This is a genomic window from Chitinophaga sp., assembly GCF_039596155.1.
Classification (GTDB): domain Bacteria; phylum Bacteroidota; class Bacteroidia; order Chitinophagales; family Chitinophagaceae; genus Chitinophaga.
This window is the reverse complement of the sequence record NZ_JBCNKF010000014.1, coordinates 153,888-171,034: the sequence shown is the minus strand read 5'-3', so window position 1 is coordinate 171,034 and position 17,147 is coordinate 153,888. Positions and strand designations below refer to the sequence as shown.

17 protein-coding genes are annotated in these 17,147 nt (G+C 44.8%); 12 read left to right on the top strand and 5 right to left on the bottom strand.

What is annotated here, in order from left to right; translation table 11 throughout:
- Positions 1-71: 71 nt before the first annotated feature.
- Positions 72-641 carry a Crp/Fnr family transcriptional regulator gene (locus tag ABDW33_RS15470; protein WP_343690979.1) on the bottom strand — a complete coding sequence of 190 codons (570 nt, stop codon included), beginning with the start codon at positions 639-641 and terminating at the stop codon, positions 72-74.
- A 230-nt stretch (positions 642-871) separates the two neighbouring features.
- On the opposite strand from ABDW33_RS15470, the gene ABDW33_RS15465 reads away from it, so the two are divergent.
- From ABDW33_RS15465 to ABDW33_RS15445, 5 genes are all read left to right on the top strand, one after another.
- Complete coding sequence (locus tag ABDW33_RS15465; protein ID WP_343690978.1) at positions 872-1,501, top strand: hypothetical protein; 630 nt, start codon at positions 872-874, stop codon at positions 1,499-1,501.
- A gap of 249 nt (positions 1,502-1,750) precedes the next feature.
- On the top strand, positions 1,751-2,569 hold the full coding sequence (locus ABDW33_RS15460; protein ID WP_343690977.1) for a hypothetical protein: 819 nt from the start codon (positions 1,751-1,753) through the stop codon (positions 2,567-2,569).
- Between the two features lie 1,010 nt (positions 2,570-3,579).
- Positions 3,580-3,897 carry a PadR family transcriptional regulator gene (locus tag ABDW33_RS15455; RefSeq protein WP_343690976.1) on the top strand — a complete coding sequence of 106 codons (318 nt, stop codon included), beginning with the start codon at positions 3,580-3,582 and terminating at the stop codon, positions 3,895-3,897.
- Between the two features lie 6 nt (positions 3,898-3,903).
- The gene (locus ABDW33_RS15450) at positions 3,904-4,479 is read left to right on the top strand and encodes a hypothetical protein (protein WP_343690975.1); all 576 of its coding nucleotides are present in this window, start codon (positions 3,904-3,906) and stop codon (positions 4,477-4,479) included.
- Complete coding sequence (locus tag ABDW33_RS15445) at positions 4,476-5,864, top strand: alpha/beta fold hydrolase (protein WP_343690974.1); 1,389 nt, start codon at positions 4,476-4,478, stop codon at positions 5,862-5,864. The genes ABDW33_RS15450 and ABDW33_RS15445 overlap by 4 nt, the downstream gene beginning before the upstream one ends.
- On the opposite strand, the gene ABDW33_RS15440 is transcribed toward ABDW33_RS15445, so the two are convergent.
- Both ABDW33_RS15440 and ABDW33_RS15435 read right to left on the bottom strand, forming a co-directional pair.
- A complete protein-coding gene (locus ABDW33_RS15440) occupies positions 5,857-6,222 on the bottom strand; it encodes a DUF2200 domain-containing protein (protein WP_343690973.1) in 366 nt (121 codons plus the stop codon). The genes ABDW33_RS15445 and ABDW33_RS15440 overlap by 8 nt on opposite strands.
- Before the next feature lie 159 nt (positions 6,223-6,381).
- Positions 6,382-7,383 (bottom strand): hypothetical protein, encoded by a 1,002-nt coding sequence (locus ABDW33_RS15435; RefSeq protein ID WP_343690972.1) that lies wholly within the window; start codon positions 7,381-7,383, stop codon positions 6,382-6,384.
- 99 nt (positions 7,384-7,482) lie between these two features.
- On the opposite strand from ABDW33_RS15435, the gene ABDW33_RS15430 reads away from it, so the two are divergent.
- Positions 7,483-8,385 (top strand): SMP-30/gluconolactonase/LRE family protein, encoded by a 903-nt coding sequence (locus ABDW33_RS15430; protein ID WP_343690971.1) that lies wholly within the window; start codon positions 7,483-7,485, stop codon positions 8,383-8,385.
- 107 nt (positions 8,386-8,492) lie between these two features.
- On the opposite strand, the gene ABDW33_RS15425 is transcribed toward ABDW33_RS15430, so the two are convergent.
- Both ABDW33_RS15425 and ABDW33_RS15420 read right to left on the bottom strand, forming a co-directional pair.
- On the bottom strand, positions 8,493-11,462 hold the full coding sequence (locus ABDW33_RS15425; protein ID WP_343690970.1) for an ATP-binding protein: 2,970 nt from the start codon (positions 11,460-11,462) through the stop codon (positions 8,493-8,495).
- A 1-nt stretch (position 11,463) separates the two neighbouring features.
- A complete protein-coding gene (locus ABDW33_RS15420) occupies positions 11,464-11,880 on the bottom strand; it encodes a response regulator (RefSeq protein WP_343690969.1) in 417 nt (138 codons plus the stop codon).
- Positions 11,881-12,210: 330 nt separating this feature from the next.
- Between ABDW33_RS15420 and rluF the strand changes: the two genes are divergently transcribed.
- The 6 genes from rluF (at position 12,211) to ABDW33_RS15390 (ending at position 17,011) form a co-directional block, all read left to right on the top strand.
- Positions 12,211-13,434 carry a 23S rRNA pseudouridine(2604) synthase RluF gene (gene rluF, locus ABDW33_RS15415; protein WP_343690968.1) on the top strand — a complete coding sequence of 408 codons (1,224 nt, stop codon included), beginning with the start codon at positions 12,211-12,213 and terminating at the stop codon, positions 13,432-13,434.
- A 78-nt stretch (positions 13,435-13,512) separates the two neighbouring features.
- On the top strand, positions 13,513-14,046 hold the full coding sequence (locus ABDW33_RS15410; RefSeq protein WP_343690967.1) for a DUF1877 family protein: 534 nt from the start codon (positions 13,513-13,515) through the stop codon (positions 14,044-14,046).
- A 227-nt stretch (positions 14,047-14,273) separates the two neighbouring features.
- Complete coding sequence (locus tag ABDW33_RS15405) at positions 14,274-14,753, top strand: hypothetical protein (protein ID WP_343690966.1); 480 nt, start codon at positions 14,274-14,276, stop codon at positions 14,751-14,753.
- A gap of 95 nt (positions 14,754-14,848) precedes the next feature.
- Entirely contained in the window at positions 14,849-16,042 is a 1,194-nt protein-coding gene (locus tag ABDW33_RS15400) for a crosslink repair DNA glycosylase YcaQ family protein (RefSeq protein WP_343690965.1), read from the top strand.
- 153 nt (positions 16,043-16,195) lie between these two features.
- On the top strand, positions 16,196-16,750 hold the full coding sequence (locus ABDW33_RS15395) for a hypothetical protein (protein ID WP_343690964.1): 555 nt from the start codon (positions 16,196-16,198) through the stop codon (positions 16,748-16,750).
- A gap of 51 nt (positions 16,751-16,801) precedes the next feature.
- Entirely contained in the window at positions 16,802-17,011 is a 210-nt protein-coding gene (locus tag ABDW33_RS15390; RefSeq protein WP_343690963.1) for a hypothetical protein, read from the top strand.
- The last annotated feature ends 136 nt before the right edge of the window (positions 17,012-17,147 follow it).

Sequence of the window (17,147 nt, the reverse complement as noted above, 5' to 3'; positions counted from 1 at the left end):
AAAATTACATCGATGACATGCCCCCCGGGAAGGAGTAAGATCACTAAAAAAGTGTGATCCGGATCACACCGTTACTTGTCGCGTGAATATAACCGGCTTAATGTTTCCCGGCTTACGCCCAGGTATTCTGCTATCAGTTTTTTAGGTATCTGTTCTATTAGTTCAGGATATAACTTAGAAAATTCCTCATAACGCTGCTGTGGCGTACTGGAAAGTAATAACCGGATGCGCTGCTGTAGTGCGACATAACCATTTGTGAGCTTTACCCTGAAAAAGTGTTCCATTTTATGCAGATCGGCAGATAGCTTTTCCCTGGCGGCAAGGGTGGAATACAATACTTCACCTGCTTCTATGCATTCAATGAACATGGTTGCATTCTTTTCTTTGAAAAAGGCTTCGTAGTCAGACATCCACCAGTTTTGCTGTGCAAACTGTACAATGTATTCCCGGCCTGCATTGTCTACAAAGAATACTTTATAAATTCCTGACAGCACCAGGTATTCATATTTTGTTTCGTCTCCTTCATGGACCAGGTATTGGTTCTTCCTTACCTTTTTCAGGGTGAAGAATGTGTTGACATGCTCAAATTCTTCATCTGTCAGGGGAGTGATCTGTTCGATATGCTGTCTTAATTTGTCCATAGCTGTGGTTAAAGATAAAGAATCGGCGCATACGCAGCAATAATAGCAGGATAGCAGGAATGTTATATTGCCTGCCCTTTTTATTCTCATCAGGCATTCCAGACCTGACAGGTGCAGGTTTTCCGTTTTTAAGCGGTGCTATTATGACGAGTGCAGGCCTGATCGCCCTTTCGAATATAGTTAAAACACAGCCCGTACCCGTTAAGCCAGCGGCATAATCACTGCAGGTATTGCGCATACTCGACCCATGGGAAAGTAGCTCACTTGTAGCAACAGGTCTGCAGGTAACGGTCAGGAAAGAATATTATGATTTTATTAGCATTTTTAACCAAAAGGATAGTTACCTTCATGGTATGAAACGCGCCATCCTTTTCATCGCGATTGTAATGTCGGCATGTATGACCAGGGCTCAATCAGGGCCTTCGCTTTTCAGTACACCCAGTCGGGCGGCCGATACCAGCAACCATCATAGCAAATGGTTTGTCACCAGGTATACAGGTGTGTCTACCGGTTTCGTGGCATTCAAAGGCGGTGGTGGCAGTTATTTATCTGCGCCGATGGCATTACAGCTGAACCGCCAGCTGACTAATAACCTGTTTGCTTTTGGAAATATTTCTGCGACCCCTACCCTTTTTCATTCCAACAGCATTTTCTTTTCCCAACCGGCTATGGCAGGCAAAAGCTATGGGCCGGTGCGCGCCAATAATACCAATTTCGGCATCTACCCCGCTGCGCAAATTGGTTTGATGTACATGAATAACGATAAAACTTTCTCTATTTCCGGTAGTGTGAGCGTTAGCAGAAGTAACTATTACGGTTACTCCCCATTATACGGTCCTTCAAATGTATTTGTACAATAAAATAATATATCATATATTTGCCATGTAATAAAAACCCAGTGTCCGGGGGAGGTTCCGGGACTACCTATGTTTAAGTACCAATACACCTGAATCCCAAACATTTCCAAAGGAAAGGTTGTACAATAAAATAATGTGCTGAAAGGCGCAGGGACATTTTAATTTTCAAAACTAAGGGACAAATCACATTTTTTCACTTTTAATACCATTCATATAAGACCCACTTTGTTTTTATAATCTCCAAATATATCTATGAAAAAATCAATTTTGACTGTAGGACTGTTAATCCTCTCCATTGCTACTTTTGCCCAGGATGTAGACAATGACAACGAAGAGTACGAACTCAAAGGGACAGAAAAACAAGGTTACATTATTACCAAAGACGACAAGAAGATCGAAGGTATTGTAAAACTTGTAGGTGGGGCTTCCGCACCGTGGAAGAACCAGAAAAAAGTAAAATTCATTGCTAAAGAGAACATTGACCCGACCAGGAAAAAACAGAAATTTAGTAAAATGGATGTTGATGACATGAAGGAATATGTTGCTATTGAAGATAGCGTAGAAAGACATTTCCGCCTGATCAAATTTACCAACAAACGGGAAGCTTTAACCAGCGGTGGCGGCTTAGGGGCGCAGATTAAAACCATCAAGAACCTGTCTCACACAACACACATGGCCGAAGTAATTGTAGACGGTCCTATTACCATGTACCGGCTGTATGGCTATCCTGCTCCGGTAGCTGTAGGTAACAGTGATGTGGCAGAAATGGAAGCCGCTAATCAAAACCTCATCGACAACCCGGATATCCTGGTGCAGAAAGGGGATGACAAGCCAAAAGAACTGGCTGCGGCTGATATCAAAAAACTGGTGAGCGACTGTCCTACTGTAGCTGAAAAGCTGGCAGCGAGCGGGTTTAGTACATATGATCCTGCAAAAGAAGAAAAGAAGAAGAGTGCTATGGGTAAGCTGATCAAGGGTGAACTAGACAGAGGAGGTAGCAAACTCCTGGATATGGGTACGCAGATCTTTACGGCATACAACGCGACTTGTAATACGACAGCGAGCAAATAATAATACAACTACACGGGGGCCTGTATCTTTCTTTGGATGCAGGCCTCTTTTGTATCCGGGCCATTGTATTCATATTGTATTGCATAGTTATTGTTTAAATACAACGGCACGGCTCTCCACTTACTCCTGTTACCTGATTCGTTCTATATAGCTTTCAGCACGCCACGTTGTTGCTGATGGATCCTTTATAACATCACTTTGCAGCCTTTTACTCCTGTTACCTGATTCGTTATAGCTATCAGCAAGCCACGTTAGTGCTGATGGATTCTCTATAATACTACTTTACGGCTTTCCACTTACTCCTGCTACCTGATTCGCGCTAGACAGCTCTCAGCACATCACGTTGTTGCTGATGGCTCCTCTATAATACTACTTTACGGCTCTCCACTTACTCCGTTACCTGATTCGCTCTATATAGCTTTCAGCAAGCCACGTTGTTGCTGATAACTCCTCTATAATACCACCTTACAGCTTTACACTTACTCCTGCTACCTGATTCGCGCTAGACAGCTCTCAGCACATCACGTTGTTGCTGATGGATCCTCTATAATACTACTTTACGACTCTCCACTTACTCCTGTTACCTGATTCGCTCTATACAGCTATCAGCAAGTCACGTTAGTGCTGATAGCTCCTCTATAATACCACTTTACAGCTTTCCACCTACTCCTGTTACTTCATTCACTCTATACAGCTATCAGCAAGTCACGGTATTGCTGATAACTCTTTTATGCGGAATTAGCAAAGCACTCATTAATTGACCGCTACTTGCTGAGGTCCGGATTTACTCCATCTCCTCCCATGTCATTATAGTAATGAAACAGGTATCGTATGTGCACCTAATGCGGAATATTTACTTCCCAAAACGGCTGGATGTACGTAATAAAAGCTGACAAATCGGGGTAAGTGGCAACAATGTAAAAAAAATATTTTATTGATTATCAGTCTTTTGCAATATTTAATAATACATCGTATTGCATAGTACATCCCAATGCTATATATTTGCTCCTGTGAAAAACGAATTCATCAAAAATTGGGAGACCCAATTAAAGAAAGGACTACTACCCTACTTCGTTCTCAAAGCCCTGGAGGCACAGGAACGGTATGGCTATGAACTCATTCAGCATCTAAAAGATGACTTTAACACCGAGGTTACTGAAAGTACCATGTACCCACTGCTAACCCGATTGCAGAAGGAAGAGTTGCTGATATCCAAGTGGATAGAACAACCAACGGGCATTCCCCGGAAGTACTACTACATCTCGGAAAATGGCCGGATCAATCTCGCGGCGATGAAGAAATCAATAGATGAAAACCTGACTAAATAAATGCGCATGAAAGCGATCGAATTTAAACAACCTGCCAGCCAAAGAGTATACAACAGCTATATAGAGCGTTGTAAGAGGGTCGTAAAGCCTCTTTCCCGGCAAGACCAGGAAGAATGCCTGTTGGAGATAAACAGCTACATTTACGAGTATATAAATGACCATAGCGACGATGAAATGACGGCGCTGTTAAATATCCTTGACAGGATCGGTGATCCGGAAATAACCCTCAGGGAGGTAGTGGCCGGTAAGAAAATTGACCAGGCCATCAAGACATTTAATATCAAGCACCTGCTGCAGGCACTGTTCCTCAATTTAAGAAATGGCGTGGCATACATACTGCTTGCCTTGATGACAGTGATGCTCCTCACCTTCCCGGTACTGATCGTGCTGAAACTGGTGAATCCTGCCCAAACCGGGATCTGGGTAGGCCCCGGCGTATTCTTCTTCGGCATCACCGACAACCCCAAAAGTCTGCGTGAAATATCAGGAGATTTCTTTATTCCTGTTGTCATCACCTTAGGTGTTCTTTTATACTTCCTTATCATCTATATTCTTAAAGCAATAAGAAAGAAAAAACCATGAAAAAAGCAACTATCACCTCTTTTCTAATCCTGCTGTTGTCTGCAACCGGAATAGCCCAGCAGATAACCGGGGAGTGGAACGGATTACTAAAGATCAGCAGCCAGGCCAGGTTACACCTGGGCCTGCAAATCGCGAAATCAGACAGCGGGTACAAAGTGAACCTGTCGAGTCCTGATCAGGGTGCTGCTCATATACCAGTCAATGAATTTACACTCCACGAAACGGCTGTTACTTTTAAAAGTGATCTTATCAAAGCATCATATACGGGCGAATTTAAAAACGACAGTATCACCGGCAATTTTAACCAGGGAGGTCAGTCATTTCCGTTAACGTTTTACAGGGGTGAAACAGAAAAACCCAAGCGTCCGCAGGAACCCACATTGCCACTGCCCTACTACTCAGAAGAAGTAACGTTTGATAATACAGCGGCCAACGTAACACTTGCAGGTACACTCACCAAGCCACAAAAGGATGGCGCTTACCCGGTTGTGATCCTCATCACAGGTAGTGGCGCTCAGAACCGGGATGAAGAACTGCTGGGGCATAAACCTTTTCTCGTTATTTCGGATTATCTGACCCGCAAAGGTATAGCCGTACTGAGATACGATGACCGGGGTACAGCAAAATCAACTGGCAACTTCAGAACTGCTACTTCACAGGATTTTGCCAGTGATGTAGAAAGTGCAGTTGCATATCTGAAAGGGCGGAAAGATATGAAGCAAATCGGGTTGATCGGTCATAGTGAAGGAGGTGTCATCGCACCAATGGTGGCTGCGAAGAACAAAGATGTCGCATTTATTGTAATGCTGGCAGGCACCGGTATCCGGGGCGATAAATTGCTGCTCTTACAAACGGAATTGATATCACGGGCAGAAGGTGAGCCTGATAGTACGATTGCCAAAACAAGTGCAATCAACCAGGGTATCTTTGACGTCATCGTTCGCAATGAGGATGATTCCATCATCAAAAAGGAACTGAATGAGCGTTTTATGAAATATGCAGCAGCATACCCGGCAGATGTACCTGGAGGTACGACAGCAGAAAAATTCGCTGCGTCACAGACAGCGGACATAATGAAAATATGGCCATGGATGAAGTTTTTTATGAAATATGATCCTGTGACTTCGCTCAAACAAGTGAAGTGCCCGGTGTTGGCTGTAAATGGGGCAAAGGACCTGCAGGTACCGCCCAAAGCGAATCTGGGCCCGATAGCAGCGGCTTTGAAAGGTAATAAAGATGTAACCATTAAAGAATACCCGGGACTTAATCACCTGTTCCAGGAATGCAACACAGGTGCGCCATCAGAATATGCAGGGATTTCGCAGACATTTTCTCCCGTGGTGCTGGAGGATATTAGCAAATGGATCAACGCACGGTTTAAGTAGTACGTAAGATCTTTTCCATTGTTTTGCCTTTGGCGAGTTCGTCTACCAGTTTATCTAAATAACGTACCTGTTGCGTGAGCGGGTGAGTGATTTCTTCCACCCGGTAGCCACAGATTACACCGGTAATGAGGCTTGCATTGGGGTTGAGCCTGGCTCGCTGGAAGAAAGTGGCGAAGGTGGCTTTTTCTTCGATGAGTGCCTGTTGTTCGGCTGTGCTATAGCCGGTTAGCCAGGTGATCACCTGATCCAGTTCTTCTTTGGTGCGTCCTTTCTTTTCTACTTTAGCGAGGTAAGCAGGATAGACGGAGGCAAATGTGAGCTTTGCAATTTTTTCATTGTGTGCTTGTGTGGTATCCATGTACTAAAGATACTAAAAGGGGCTTTCAACTGGATGTTGGAGGCCCCTTTTGTTACGATTGCCTGAGGCTCCTCGCCTGTAAGATATTGCCTCCATAGCTATTTCCAAACCGGGGACATACCCTGAAAAGACACTCATCCGGCATATTTCGTCACTTTGTTATGACTCAGTCAGGTCAGTCAGGTCCTTGTATTCTTCCAACCAGTATGCGTCCAGATGGTATGCGGGATCATAGCACAAAGGAAGGATGAGGGGATAAAGGGAGAAAAATTCATCCGGTCTACCCGCGAACCAGTGGCTCGCCATCTTAATGAAATAGAGAGCCCTGCCGTACCAGTGGAGTTTTTTATCCTCATCTAGCTCCAGTGGATGAAATGAAGGTTGTAGCACCTTTTGGGTTAATTCAAAATATAACCGGCTTGTCTCTGCAGGATATTCACCCAGTTGGATTTGATGAAACTTAATATCGTACACCTCAGTTATAAAAAACCAAAGCTGATCTGATACAAACGCAGGAGGCGTATCTAACAAATCAATTGAGACCTGTAATAACAGGTTGAAAAATACCGTAAGGCGCTCATCGAAATCATTATAGAAAAGGAAAAAACCATTTGCACGGGCACATTCCACAATCGCATTCAGTGCCTCAAGATCATTATTTCCATGCGCCTCTTTAAGCTGTTGAAAAAGATAGTCATAATAACTCTGTTCTTTTTTATACGCCATAGTGGGCTCCCAACTCACCCCTTTAAGATCCGTTTCCTCAAAGGATTTCTTTAATGCTGATGAAATAAGAAACCGCCCGTTACCTTTATCGATCCACACTTTTTTACCCTGAATTTCAGTGATCATTTCGTCTTGATTACCCAAGTCATTAAAATGAAGCCGGTAATATTGATCTGCTGGCAGGCCCGCTATCTGAATTGACCGATATTCAAACTGTTCACCAACATGCTCTAACAGAAACTGCAACATTTCTGTATTGACAATGGGAAATGGGTGATTAAAAAAAGCAGGTAAGGATCTTCTTTCCCGATCAGTCCAATGTAATATTTCTCCCTGTTCTTCCAGGGTATTGGGATAAAACTCCTCTTCAATGATCCGCCACACAGGAGCAGCAACGAATCGCATAAGGTTTCTGTACGTAAACATATCGCCCAAGGTACATCTTTTTCAAGGTACCTGCTTATTATACCACCAACATACTCCCCTGTAATATCTAAAAGAAAAGTTCGACATTTACGGCTCAAATATCAAAAGATGAACAAGATCCACGCTTTTACCCTCATTGTTTTCATGCATGCCACTACCCATCTGTCAGGCCAACAACCTCCTACCCTTCCCGTAGTCGCACCTGGTGCTCAACTCATTCAACTGCCGGCAAAATTCGCTTTTTCCGAAGGCCCTGCGGTCAATAAAAAGGGAGACATCTTCTTCACAGATCAGCCTAATGATAAAATCTGGCGCTACGATACCAAAGGTAAACTCACTTTATACATGGACAAGACCGGTCGTGCAAACGGGCTCTACTTCGATAAACAAGGCAACCTCATTGCCTGTGCCGATGAAAAAGATGAACTGTGGTCGATCGCTCCAAATAAGAAAGTAACTGTACTGCTCAGCGACTATGAAGGTAAACGACTGAACGGGCCCAACGATCTATGGATTGATCCGAAAGGTGGTATTTACTTCACCGATCCTTATTACCAGCGCGAGTACTGGGATCGCAAGCAACCTGACATCGCAGGTCAGAAGGTATACTACTTAGCCAAAGGGGAAAATAAACCAATCATCGTAGATGATAAAATTGTAAAACCTAATGGAATTGTCGGTACACCAGATGGTAAATATCTTTATGTGGCCGACATTGAAGCCGGTAAAACGTATCGCTATTCTATCAGTCCGGATGGTACCCTCCAAAACAGGCAGGAATTTGCACCAATGGGCTCTGACGGCATGACACTGGACAGCGAAGGCAACCTGTACATTACAGGCAACGGCGTAACTGTGTTTGATAAGACGGGTAAGAAAATAGGGAACATTTATGTATCCCCCCACTGGACCGGGAATGTTTGCTTTGGCGGCAAAGACAGGAAGACACTGCTTATTACTGCTTCTGAGTCTGTGTATACATTGCGTATGAATGTACAAGGAGTGGAATGAGTCGGTTCTCATCAGGTAACCGGGTAAAACCCAAGGATGCCAACGGACATAAAACTATTTTCAACATCATGAAAGAAGCCTGTATCAAAAAATGATACAGGCTTCTTTCATGATCGTACAGGCAAATATACCGTAAACGTACTCCCATTATCTGGTTCAGCAAGTACACGGATCAATCCTTCATGATTCTCCACTATCCTGCGGCAAATGGTCAACCCAATACCCGTTCCTTCGTATTCACTCCCTTTTACCAGTCGCTGGAAAATAGTAAAGACTTTTTCAGCATACTTCTGATCAAATCCGATCCCGTTGTCCTTTATCTTTATTTCATAATATTTCAGGTGACTATGCAATCCGCTGATGCTTTCCTGCTCCTGCACAGGCACCAGGCCTGCAGAAATATGGATCACCGGATCCTTTTTTGAAAACTTCAATGAATTTCCCAGCAGGTTATAAAACAACTGGTTCATTTGCACCGGCACCGCCTTGATGACAGGCAATCCGGTTACTTGTATAGTTGCCCGACGTTGTTGAATCAACAATTCAAAATCATCAATGACATGGGCGACTACTTCTTCCAGGTCTACCGGTTCCAGGCTGTAGCTCTGACGATTCAGTTTTGAGTATGCCAGCAGATCAGCAATAAGCTGTGACATACGGTGAGCAGATGTAATGACCTTATGCAGGTATATATCTGCATCCACATACCCGTCTTTTTGCTGGTCAAGCAGCATATGCGCAAAGGTCTGGATCTTACGCAATGGCTCCTGCAAGTCATGACTGGCAATAAACGCAAAATCCATCAATTCTTTATTGATACGTACCAGTTCTTCATTGGCACTTTTCAGGTCTGCAGTACGTTGTAATAATGTTCTGGACACACTGATCTGTGCTTTGATCTTCGCCAGCAATTCCTTTGTTGAGAAAGGTTTTACAAGGTAATCGTCTGCGCCGTCTTCCAGGCCATCCACACGAGCTTCATCACCCGCTCTGGCAGAAAGAAATATCAGTGGGATATAAAAAGTAGCCGGGTTAGACTTCAGGTGGTGCAGCAATCCTTTCCCATCCATCACAGGCATCATAATATCGCTTACAACCAGATCCGGCTTTTGCTGTTCGATCTTTTCCAGCGCATCCTGCCCGTTTACCGCCGTCTTCACGATATATTTTCCTTCCAGCAGACGGACTAAATATTGCCGCATATCGCTGTTGTCGTCTACAACGAGTACGGTATGTTTGTTTTCAGGGATCTCTTCTACCTGATCGATCGCAATTGCTTCATTATCTAGCAGGCCCTCTGCTTCTCTCAAAAAAGCGCCTTTCAGGAAGGTGGTGTCAATGTGTTTTTCAGTGGTCGACACCAATTCAGGCGGCAGGTGCATTTTACCGAAAGGTATCCGGATCGTAAAAACGCTGCCTTTACCCAGTTCACTCTCCACAGAGATCTGTCCTCCGTGTAACTGCACAAGTTCATGCACCAGTGAAAGTCCGATACCGGACCCTTCATGCGTGCGTCCGACGGCCTGTTCTACCCGGTGAAAACGTTCGAACATATGTGGTAGTTCCCTGGCAGGGATACCGGTTCCCGTATCCTCCACCTGTAGCACGGCATGTTCTCCTTCTCTTGACAATCGCACCGTAATTGCACCTTGCAGGGTGTATTTAAATGCATTTGAAAGCAGATTCAATACAATCTTCTCCCACATTTCCCTGTCCACATACACCTGTGCCAGGTCCCCGCACTGCACATTCAGTTGCATACCCGCCCTTTCGATGATAGAACGGAAACTGCTGGAAAGGTCACTGGTCAGCTGCGATAAATTAACGGGTTGATAGAGGGCCTGCACACGTCCTGCTTCCACGCGGCTAAAGTCGAGCAGGTTATTTACGAGCTTCAGCAAACGTTGGGCATTGCGATGTGTAGAGGAGAAATTGTCTCTGAGTGCTGGTTCGTTCTGCACAGCAGGATGTTGAAGAATTTCATCGAGGGGGCCTAACATCAATGTCAGCGGGGTTCTGAACTCATGGCTGACATTACTGAAGAAAGCCGTCTTTGACCGGTCTATTTCAGCCAGGGCGGCAGCACGTTTCTGTTCCTGTTCATAGGCATAGACGTTAGAGAAGGCCGTATTAAAAGTATTATTCAATAACTCGTAGAAGTTCAGGTAAGCAGGGTCCATGGCTCTGCAGGCACTCACCCCTGCCACAATAAATCCAAACGGTGTATCCTGTCCGGATAACTGGATAGGTAACAATATCGCCGACTGTGGCACCTGTGGATAAGGGGCACAGGTAAAATCGCCAAAGCGGGTCACCAGTTCATCTACCTGCCGGAGCCTTCCCTCCAATACTTCGCCAAGTGGCCAGCTTTCCGGTACATCACTGATTGTAGCTGGGGCCAGCAAAGGCGCATTCTCTACCCCTGCGGCTTTCAACAAAGTCGCTTCTTTTTTTGTATGATCCAGTTGGTATAATAACAGGAAAGGTAAGTCTGTAATATAGTCCGGGAAATTCGTCACAGACATGCTGCAGATCTCTTCCACACTTTGCGCCTTACTGATCTGGGCAGCCAGGTCGCGTAATACCTGCGTACGACGCGCACTTAGCATCTTATCAGTCGTTTCTGTAATCGGGTGAAAAATGCCGCCTACATTCCCTGATTCATCCCTGATCGGAGCAAAGGAGAAAGTCATAAAAGATTCTTCCAGGTATCCATATCTATCCAGGAACATTCGTTGGTCTTTGATATAAGTCCCTTCACCTTCCTGTCCCCTTGTGAAAGCGTCTCCCACTACGGGTAATGCTGTCTCCCAGCAAATGCGGAAGTTCTGGCCCATAGAGGCAGGGTGCTTGGCACCACAAATAGGGCGGTAGCTATCATTGTAGATCTGAATAGTTTCAGGTCCCCAGGCAATGAGGATCGGAAAGGTAGAAGAAAGACATAAGCTGACGGTGGTCAGCAAACTTTGGGGCCATGTTTCAATAGGTCCCAGTGCGGTTTCCGACCAGTCCATCGACCGGATAAGGGCACCCATTTCTCCGCCACCGGAGAGGAACTGAACTCTGTGATCAACCATGTTAAACTGCTTGGATAGGCGTTTGCGCCGCAAAGAAATTGTTTAAGTGACTCACCAGGTCACTCATGCGGGTGGGTTTGGAAATGAATGCTGTAGCGCCAAGACGGATAGCGATGGTTTTAGCTGATTCGTCTGAGGAAGTCGTATAAATTACTACAGGTATATGCTGCAGTGCTGCTACGCTTTTAATCTCGGTAAGGCATTGCATACCATTCATGCGGGGCATGTTCAGGTCAAGGAAAATATAATCCGGAAGAGGATCCATATTCAACATTGTCAGGGCTTCTTCACCGTCGGCAGCAAATGAAAAGGTATTATTTACAACTATGCTTCTCGAAATGGCAGTAGATAAGATCTCCTGGTCATCTTCATCATCATCCACTATTAAAAATCTGATAGGGAGTGGGTTTACTGTCACTGGGTTTTATTTTGGATAAAATTAACTAATTTATTCCCATATAGATAAATGTAAATTAAACCCAATATATCCTATATATTACAATCGCCTCATTCCCATCATCCTCTTCTTCAGGTAGGCATGCCCGATTAAGTTGCAGAGCGATGCTGGTAAACAGTTTCACATAGCATTATTCATTCCGGGGATCTCCCTTTGCACCAACCATTGATAACAGGTTGACTATATCATTATCGAAGTGTTCCCGCTGGAGAAGTTACTGTAAGCGTGCATTTTTTCCTCTCAATTTCCGACTTTTGCATTCGGTATCCACTAAAAAAGCAAATTACAACATTGGACCAATCAATCAGTTTAAACAAATTTATCAGTGATACGGGGTATTGTTCCCGTCGGGAAGCAGACCAACTCATCACCCAGGGCCGTGTATTGTTGAACGACAAGCCGGCGGCATTGGGGAACCGTTACAAGCCCGGGGACACTGTTGAAGTGGACGGCAGCCTTATTACAGCTGCAAAAAAAGATAAATGTGTGTACCTGGCCCTGAATAAGCCGCCGGGCATCACCACTACCACCGAATTACATGTAAAGGATAATATTATCAGCTTTGTCAACTACCCTAAAAGGATCTTTCCTATCGGCCGCCTTGACAAAGATTCCGAAGGCCTGATTTTCCTGACCAATGATGGCGACATCATCAATAAGATCCTGCGGGCGGATAACAACCATGAAAAAGAATACGTGGTAAGAGTGGACAAGGCTATTGACACCGCCTTCTTACAAAAGATGTCGCAGGGCGTACCCATTCTTGATACAGTTACATTACCCTGTAAAGTACAAATGTTAGGTCGCCAGTCTTTCCGTATTACCCTGACACAGGGCCTTAACAGGCAGATCAGGCGGATGTGTGAATACCTGGGATACAATGTAACCGGCCTGCAACGTGTGCGTATCATGAATGTAAAGCTGGACAAGCTGGCGTTGGGCAAATGGCGTCATTTAACGGAGACAGAACTGGCCAATCTGAAGGAAACCATTGCAGACTCCAGCAAGGTGAGTAATGAAGGAAAGGCAGCCAAACGTAAGAAAGCAGTAGATATTTCGCCGGAAGCGGAGGCTGACAAAACAGCCGGAAAAGCAAAGGAAAAAGAAGATAAGCCGACGGAGAGATTCTGGGAAAAGAAGAAACCGGCCGGCAATGCATGGTGGAGTGATAAGAAAGGGGATAAAAAAGCCGATAAACCCGGCAAAGCGGGCGCGAAATCGAAAAATAACGGGGATAGGTCAAGACAGAAAGATAAGCCGGCAGAAAGGGCCGAAAAAAATGGCGCTATTACTGACAGATCCAGAAGTAAGGATAAATCGTCCGAAAAAACGGGCAAGCCCCATCCTACTACTGACAGATCCAGGAGTAAGGATAAACCTACGCCAGGCAGCGGATCCGGAAGACCTGGCGGTGGAAGCGGTAAATCCGGAGAAAGCAAAAAGACGCATGGTGGTGCCAAGGCTGCTCCTTCCCGTGGCAACAAGCCATCTGCTAACCGGGGCAGAAAAAGATAAAACCAGCGCAGCAGTTATTACGTAATGTATAATGTATCGATATTATTTTACGTAGTTTTGCTACCCAAATTTTGTAGAATGAGTCAGAGCATAACATTATACCGTGTTTCTCAGGAGAATTTTGAAGTGATGAAGGCTAATCCGGGAGGAACTGTGATCCTGAACATTTCCAAAGACAACCTGGTCTTTCCGCAAACATTCGAAGGACTGAAATTCATTTTATCCAAGGAACAGGATGAGGAGACCATCTCGCTGCTGGAACAGATCTTCTATCCTGAAACCTTTATCAGCAAAGAGATTGAGCTGGACACCATGGAAACGCTGTCCGATGACCTGGACCTTGAAAGTACTGCCATCTATTACAATGATATAGCAGGAGTAGCGAATATGCATGCCTTTCTAAGCAATATTTCTGTAGAGCAGTTTCATGACCTCTACGATGCGAAAGAATTAAATGAAAACGGGGTCTATCCGCAAAATGTGTGGATAGAGGATGGCGCTCCTGACAGAGCATTCACCAGGAAGCACCTGGCACGTGAATTTGCAGACCTGAAAGCATTTATCGCTGCCGCAAAGACGGATAATGATTACGTGTTATCCTATGTATGGTAGGGTAAACAATGAGGATGTATCGCTGTAATTACCTGACGTCCTGAAAAGTTATACATCAATGCCTGTTGCTATCAGGTACCCGATAAAAGAGTCTGTATTTTCACTTTTGATACAGACTCTTTTTTTATTTCGGCTTGCGGGTTCTCCTTTAAACCGGTTTGTATTGTTGGTGTGCGTTCAGAATTAAATGACCTATTCTTCCCCCGTATTCGTATCTTAGTTGAGATATGAGAAAAAACACACCAGACAACTTCGAAAAATGTATTGCGTTCCTCAACGACATCGGTATTAAGACATCTTTCAGAACCCTGGATGATTCCAGCTTCCTGCCCGGCCTCCAGATTGAAAATGGTAACATTGTGATCGACACAAACCTTCTCGAATACCCGGGAGATCTGCTACACGAAGCAGGGCATATCGCGGTGGTATCATCCAAAGACCGCAAAGCGCTTACTGCTGCCGCACTCATCAAAAGAAACAACAGAGAAGCAGAAGAGATTATGGCTATTGCCTGGTCTTATGCTGCCTGTATGCATCTCGATATAGACCCATCCTATGTGTTCCATGAAAATGGCTACCGGGGTGGCAGCAATGATATTATGGAGAGCTGCAGCCGGAATGAATACATGGGTACGCTTATGCTACGGAGTGTTGGTATGGCCAGTAAATCAGGCGAAGATCACCAGATGGACAGGTGGCTTCGATAGCGAATAGCCAAAGAATAGTTGGGCATTCGCGCCATTCGTTAAGAAAAGATTCAATAAATTGTAAAATAGCATAGTCAGCAGCAACAACCTATCCAATGGAAGCAACCGTTCTCACAAAACCACAAGCCAGAAAAATTATCCTTGAAGCTGCCGGTCTGGCCCGCAAGGCCCAATTCGGCAAAGGTATTGAAGCTGTTTACAAGCTCATTGATCATCTAGGTTTCGTACAGCTCGACACCAACTATGTCGTAGAGCGTGCGCATCACCACGTCATGGCAGCGCGGATTCCTGACTATAAAAACGAATGGCTCACAGATCTGTGCGAAGAAGGCCGCGTCTTTGAGTACTTCACATCAGATGCCGGTTACCAGCCAATGACTGACTATCGTTTTTCCCTGCCTGTAAAAGAAGCCTTTAAAAACCAAAGCAACCCTTCTACACCGGCAGAGAACCAGTTAATGAGACAAATACTTGACCAGGTAGAACGGGATGGCCCTGTGATGGTCGGGGATTTTGAAAATGACCGGCAGGAAGCCAGTACAGGGTGGTGGGACTGGCGCCCGTCAAAAGTTGCCCTGGAAAGGCTCTACTTCAGGGGCTACCTTATGATCAGCCGCACCAAAACTTTCCAGAAAGTATATGATCTGCCTATTAACCTGGTGCCGCAGGATACAGACCTTACCTTGCCGACAGACGAAGAATATGCGCGTTTTGTAATAAAACGTACCCTCGGTGCCCTGGGTATTGCGTCGCCCAAAGAAATGGCATGGAGAGCACGTCGTGTAAAAGGCAACCTGGTTAAAAAAGAGCTCCAGAAAATGGCTCAATCAGGAGAGGTGACACCTGTTACCGTCGAAGGGCTTAAAGGCCCTTATTACATGCTCCCAACGCAAAAAAAGAATATCAAATTATCGAACGAGGTTTTTATCCTCTCGCCCTTTGATATTCTCAACGTGTTCCGTCACCGGCTGAAAGACTTTTTTGACTTTGATTACCAGGTAGAGTGCTTCGTACCTGCTCCCAAACGCAAATATGGCTACTTCTCTTTGCCTATCCTGGCAGGTGATACATTCATCGCAAGAATGGATGCCAAAGCAGATCGTAAACAGAAAGTCCTGATCGTTCACAATATCCATTTCGAAGATGTTGACCTGGATGAACAAACAATTGCGAAACTGGTTGCATCGCTGCAGGCATTTGTAAAATTCAACGGATGCCGGGAGATTACGTTTACTAAATCGAATAATAAAAAATACCTGAAGCAAATTAAAGCAGGAACCGGATCATAAACCGATGCAGGTGTTGCGCTGCTATCGGCCAGACTCTTCAAAACTCCAACTATTTTTTATTGAATTAAGATGATGATCGCTTACTGCCCCGCTGGTTATTTCATAGCTACGTATGTATTGTGGGAATAAGTGTAAAGAGTTAAGTTTGTATACATGAAAAACCCCTACACAGCCACAAAACAGGCCCTTGGTCAATACTTCAGGTTCCTCGAAGCCGCTGGATTTCCGGGCTTTGAAGAAGAGCAGCGGGCCTATGAATATCATTTCCTCACCCGGAATGTGGATGTGTGTATCGATATTTATATAGAGCTTATTTCGACTACCCCTGTCTGGGTTAGTATCAATGGATACTTTATAGAAGACCTGGAACCTGATAACGAGGTATTGCACCGCAACCCGATTATTATTGCTGACTACCTGCAGGAAGTAAGTGCCATATTACAGCGCCATCCTGCTGTATTGAAAGGCGAGCTTGACAGTATGATAAAGAATGAGGCACTGCGCCTCCGGGAAAGAGAAAATAAAGCAGCTGCAGCGCGTATAGAAAAAGGTATTTACACAGTAGAATATTCAGTATTCTCGAACGATGATTACCATGCGTATGAGGAGTTTGACGACCTGGATAAGATGAGGCAATTCATATCCGGGCTGCAGCCGGATGGCATATACAGGGTACTCAATCCTTATATGGAAGAAATCAGTTTATAACATGATGGACATCATCAGCTATATCTGGTGATTTTAAGTTAAATTCACAATATGTCAAAATATAAAGATGTAGTAGTAGTGCTATCTAAGAAGCACCCGGAATCAGGTGAACCCGCTCAGGCCGGTCATACCTTTGTAATCGGCACCCTTGGCCACAAAAAAGGCTGGTACGAGATTGCGACCGAACAGCTGAATAAACTTAAAGATGATGATCTGAAACAGGCGCTTTTCAAGATCCTGCATCCACAGACGCATCATTGATTACTGATAAATACAGCTTATGAAGATTGATTCCACATGACTGCGGAACCGGTGGAAGTTATCTTTCCATCACATCCAATTCACTCCTGCAGCCGCTTAATAAATTTCTCCCACGCTGGTATGAAGAGAGATTTCC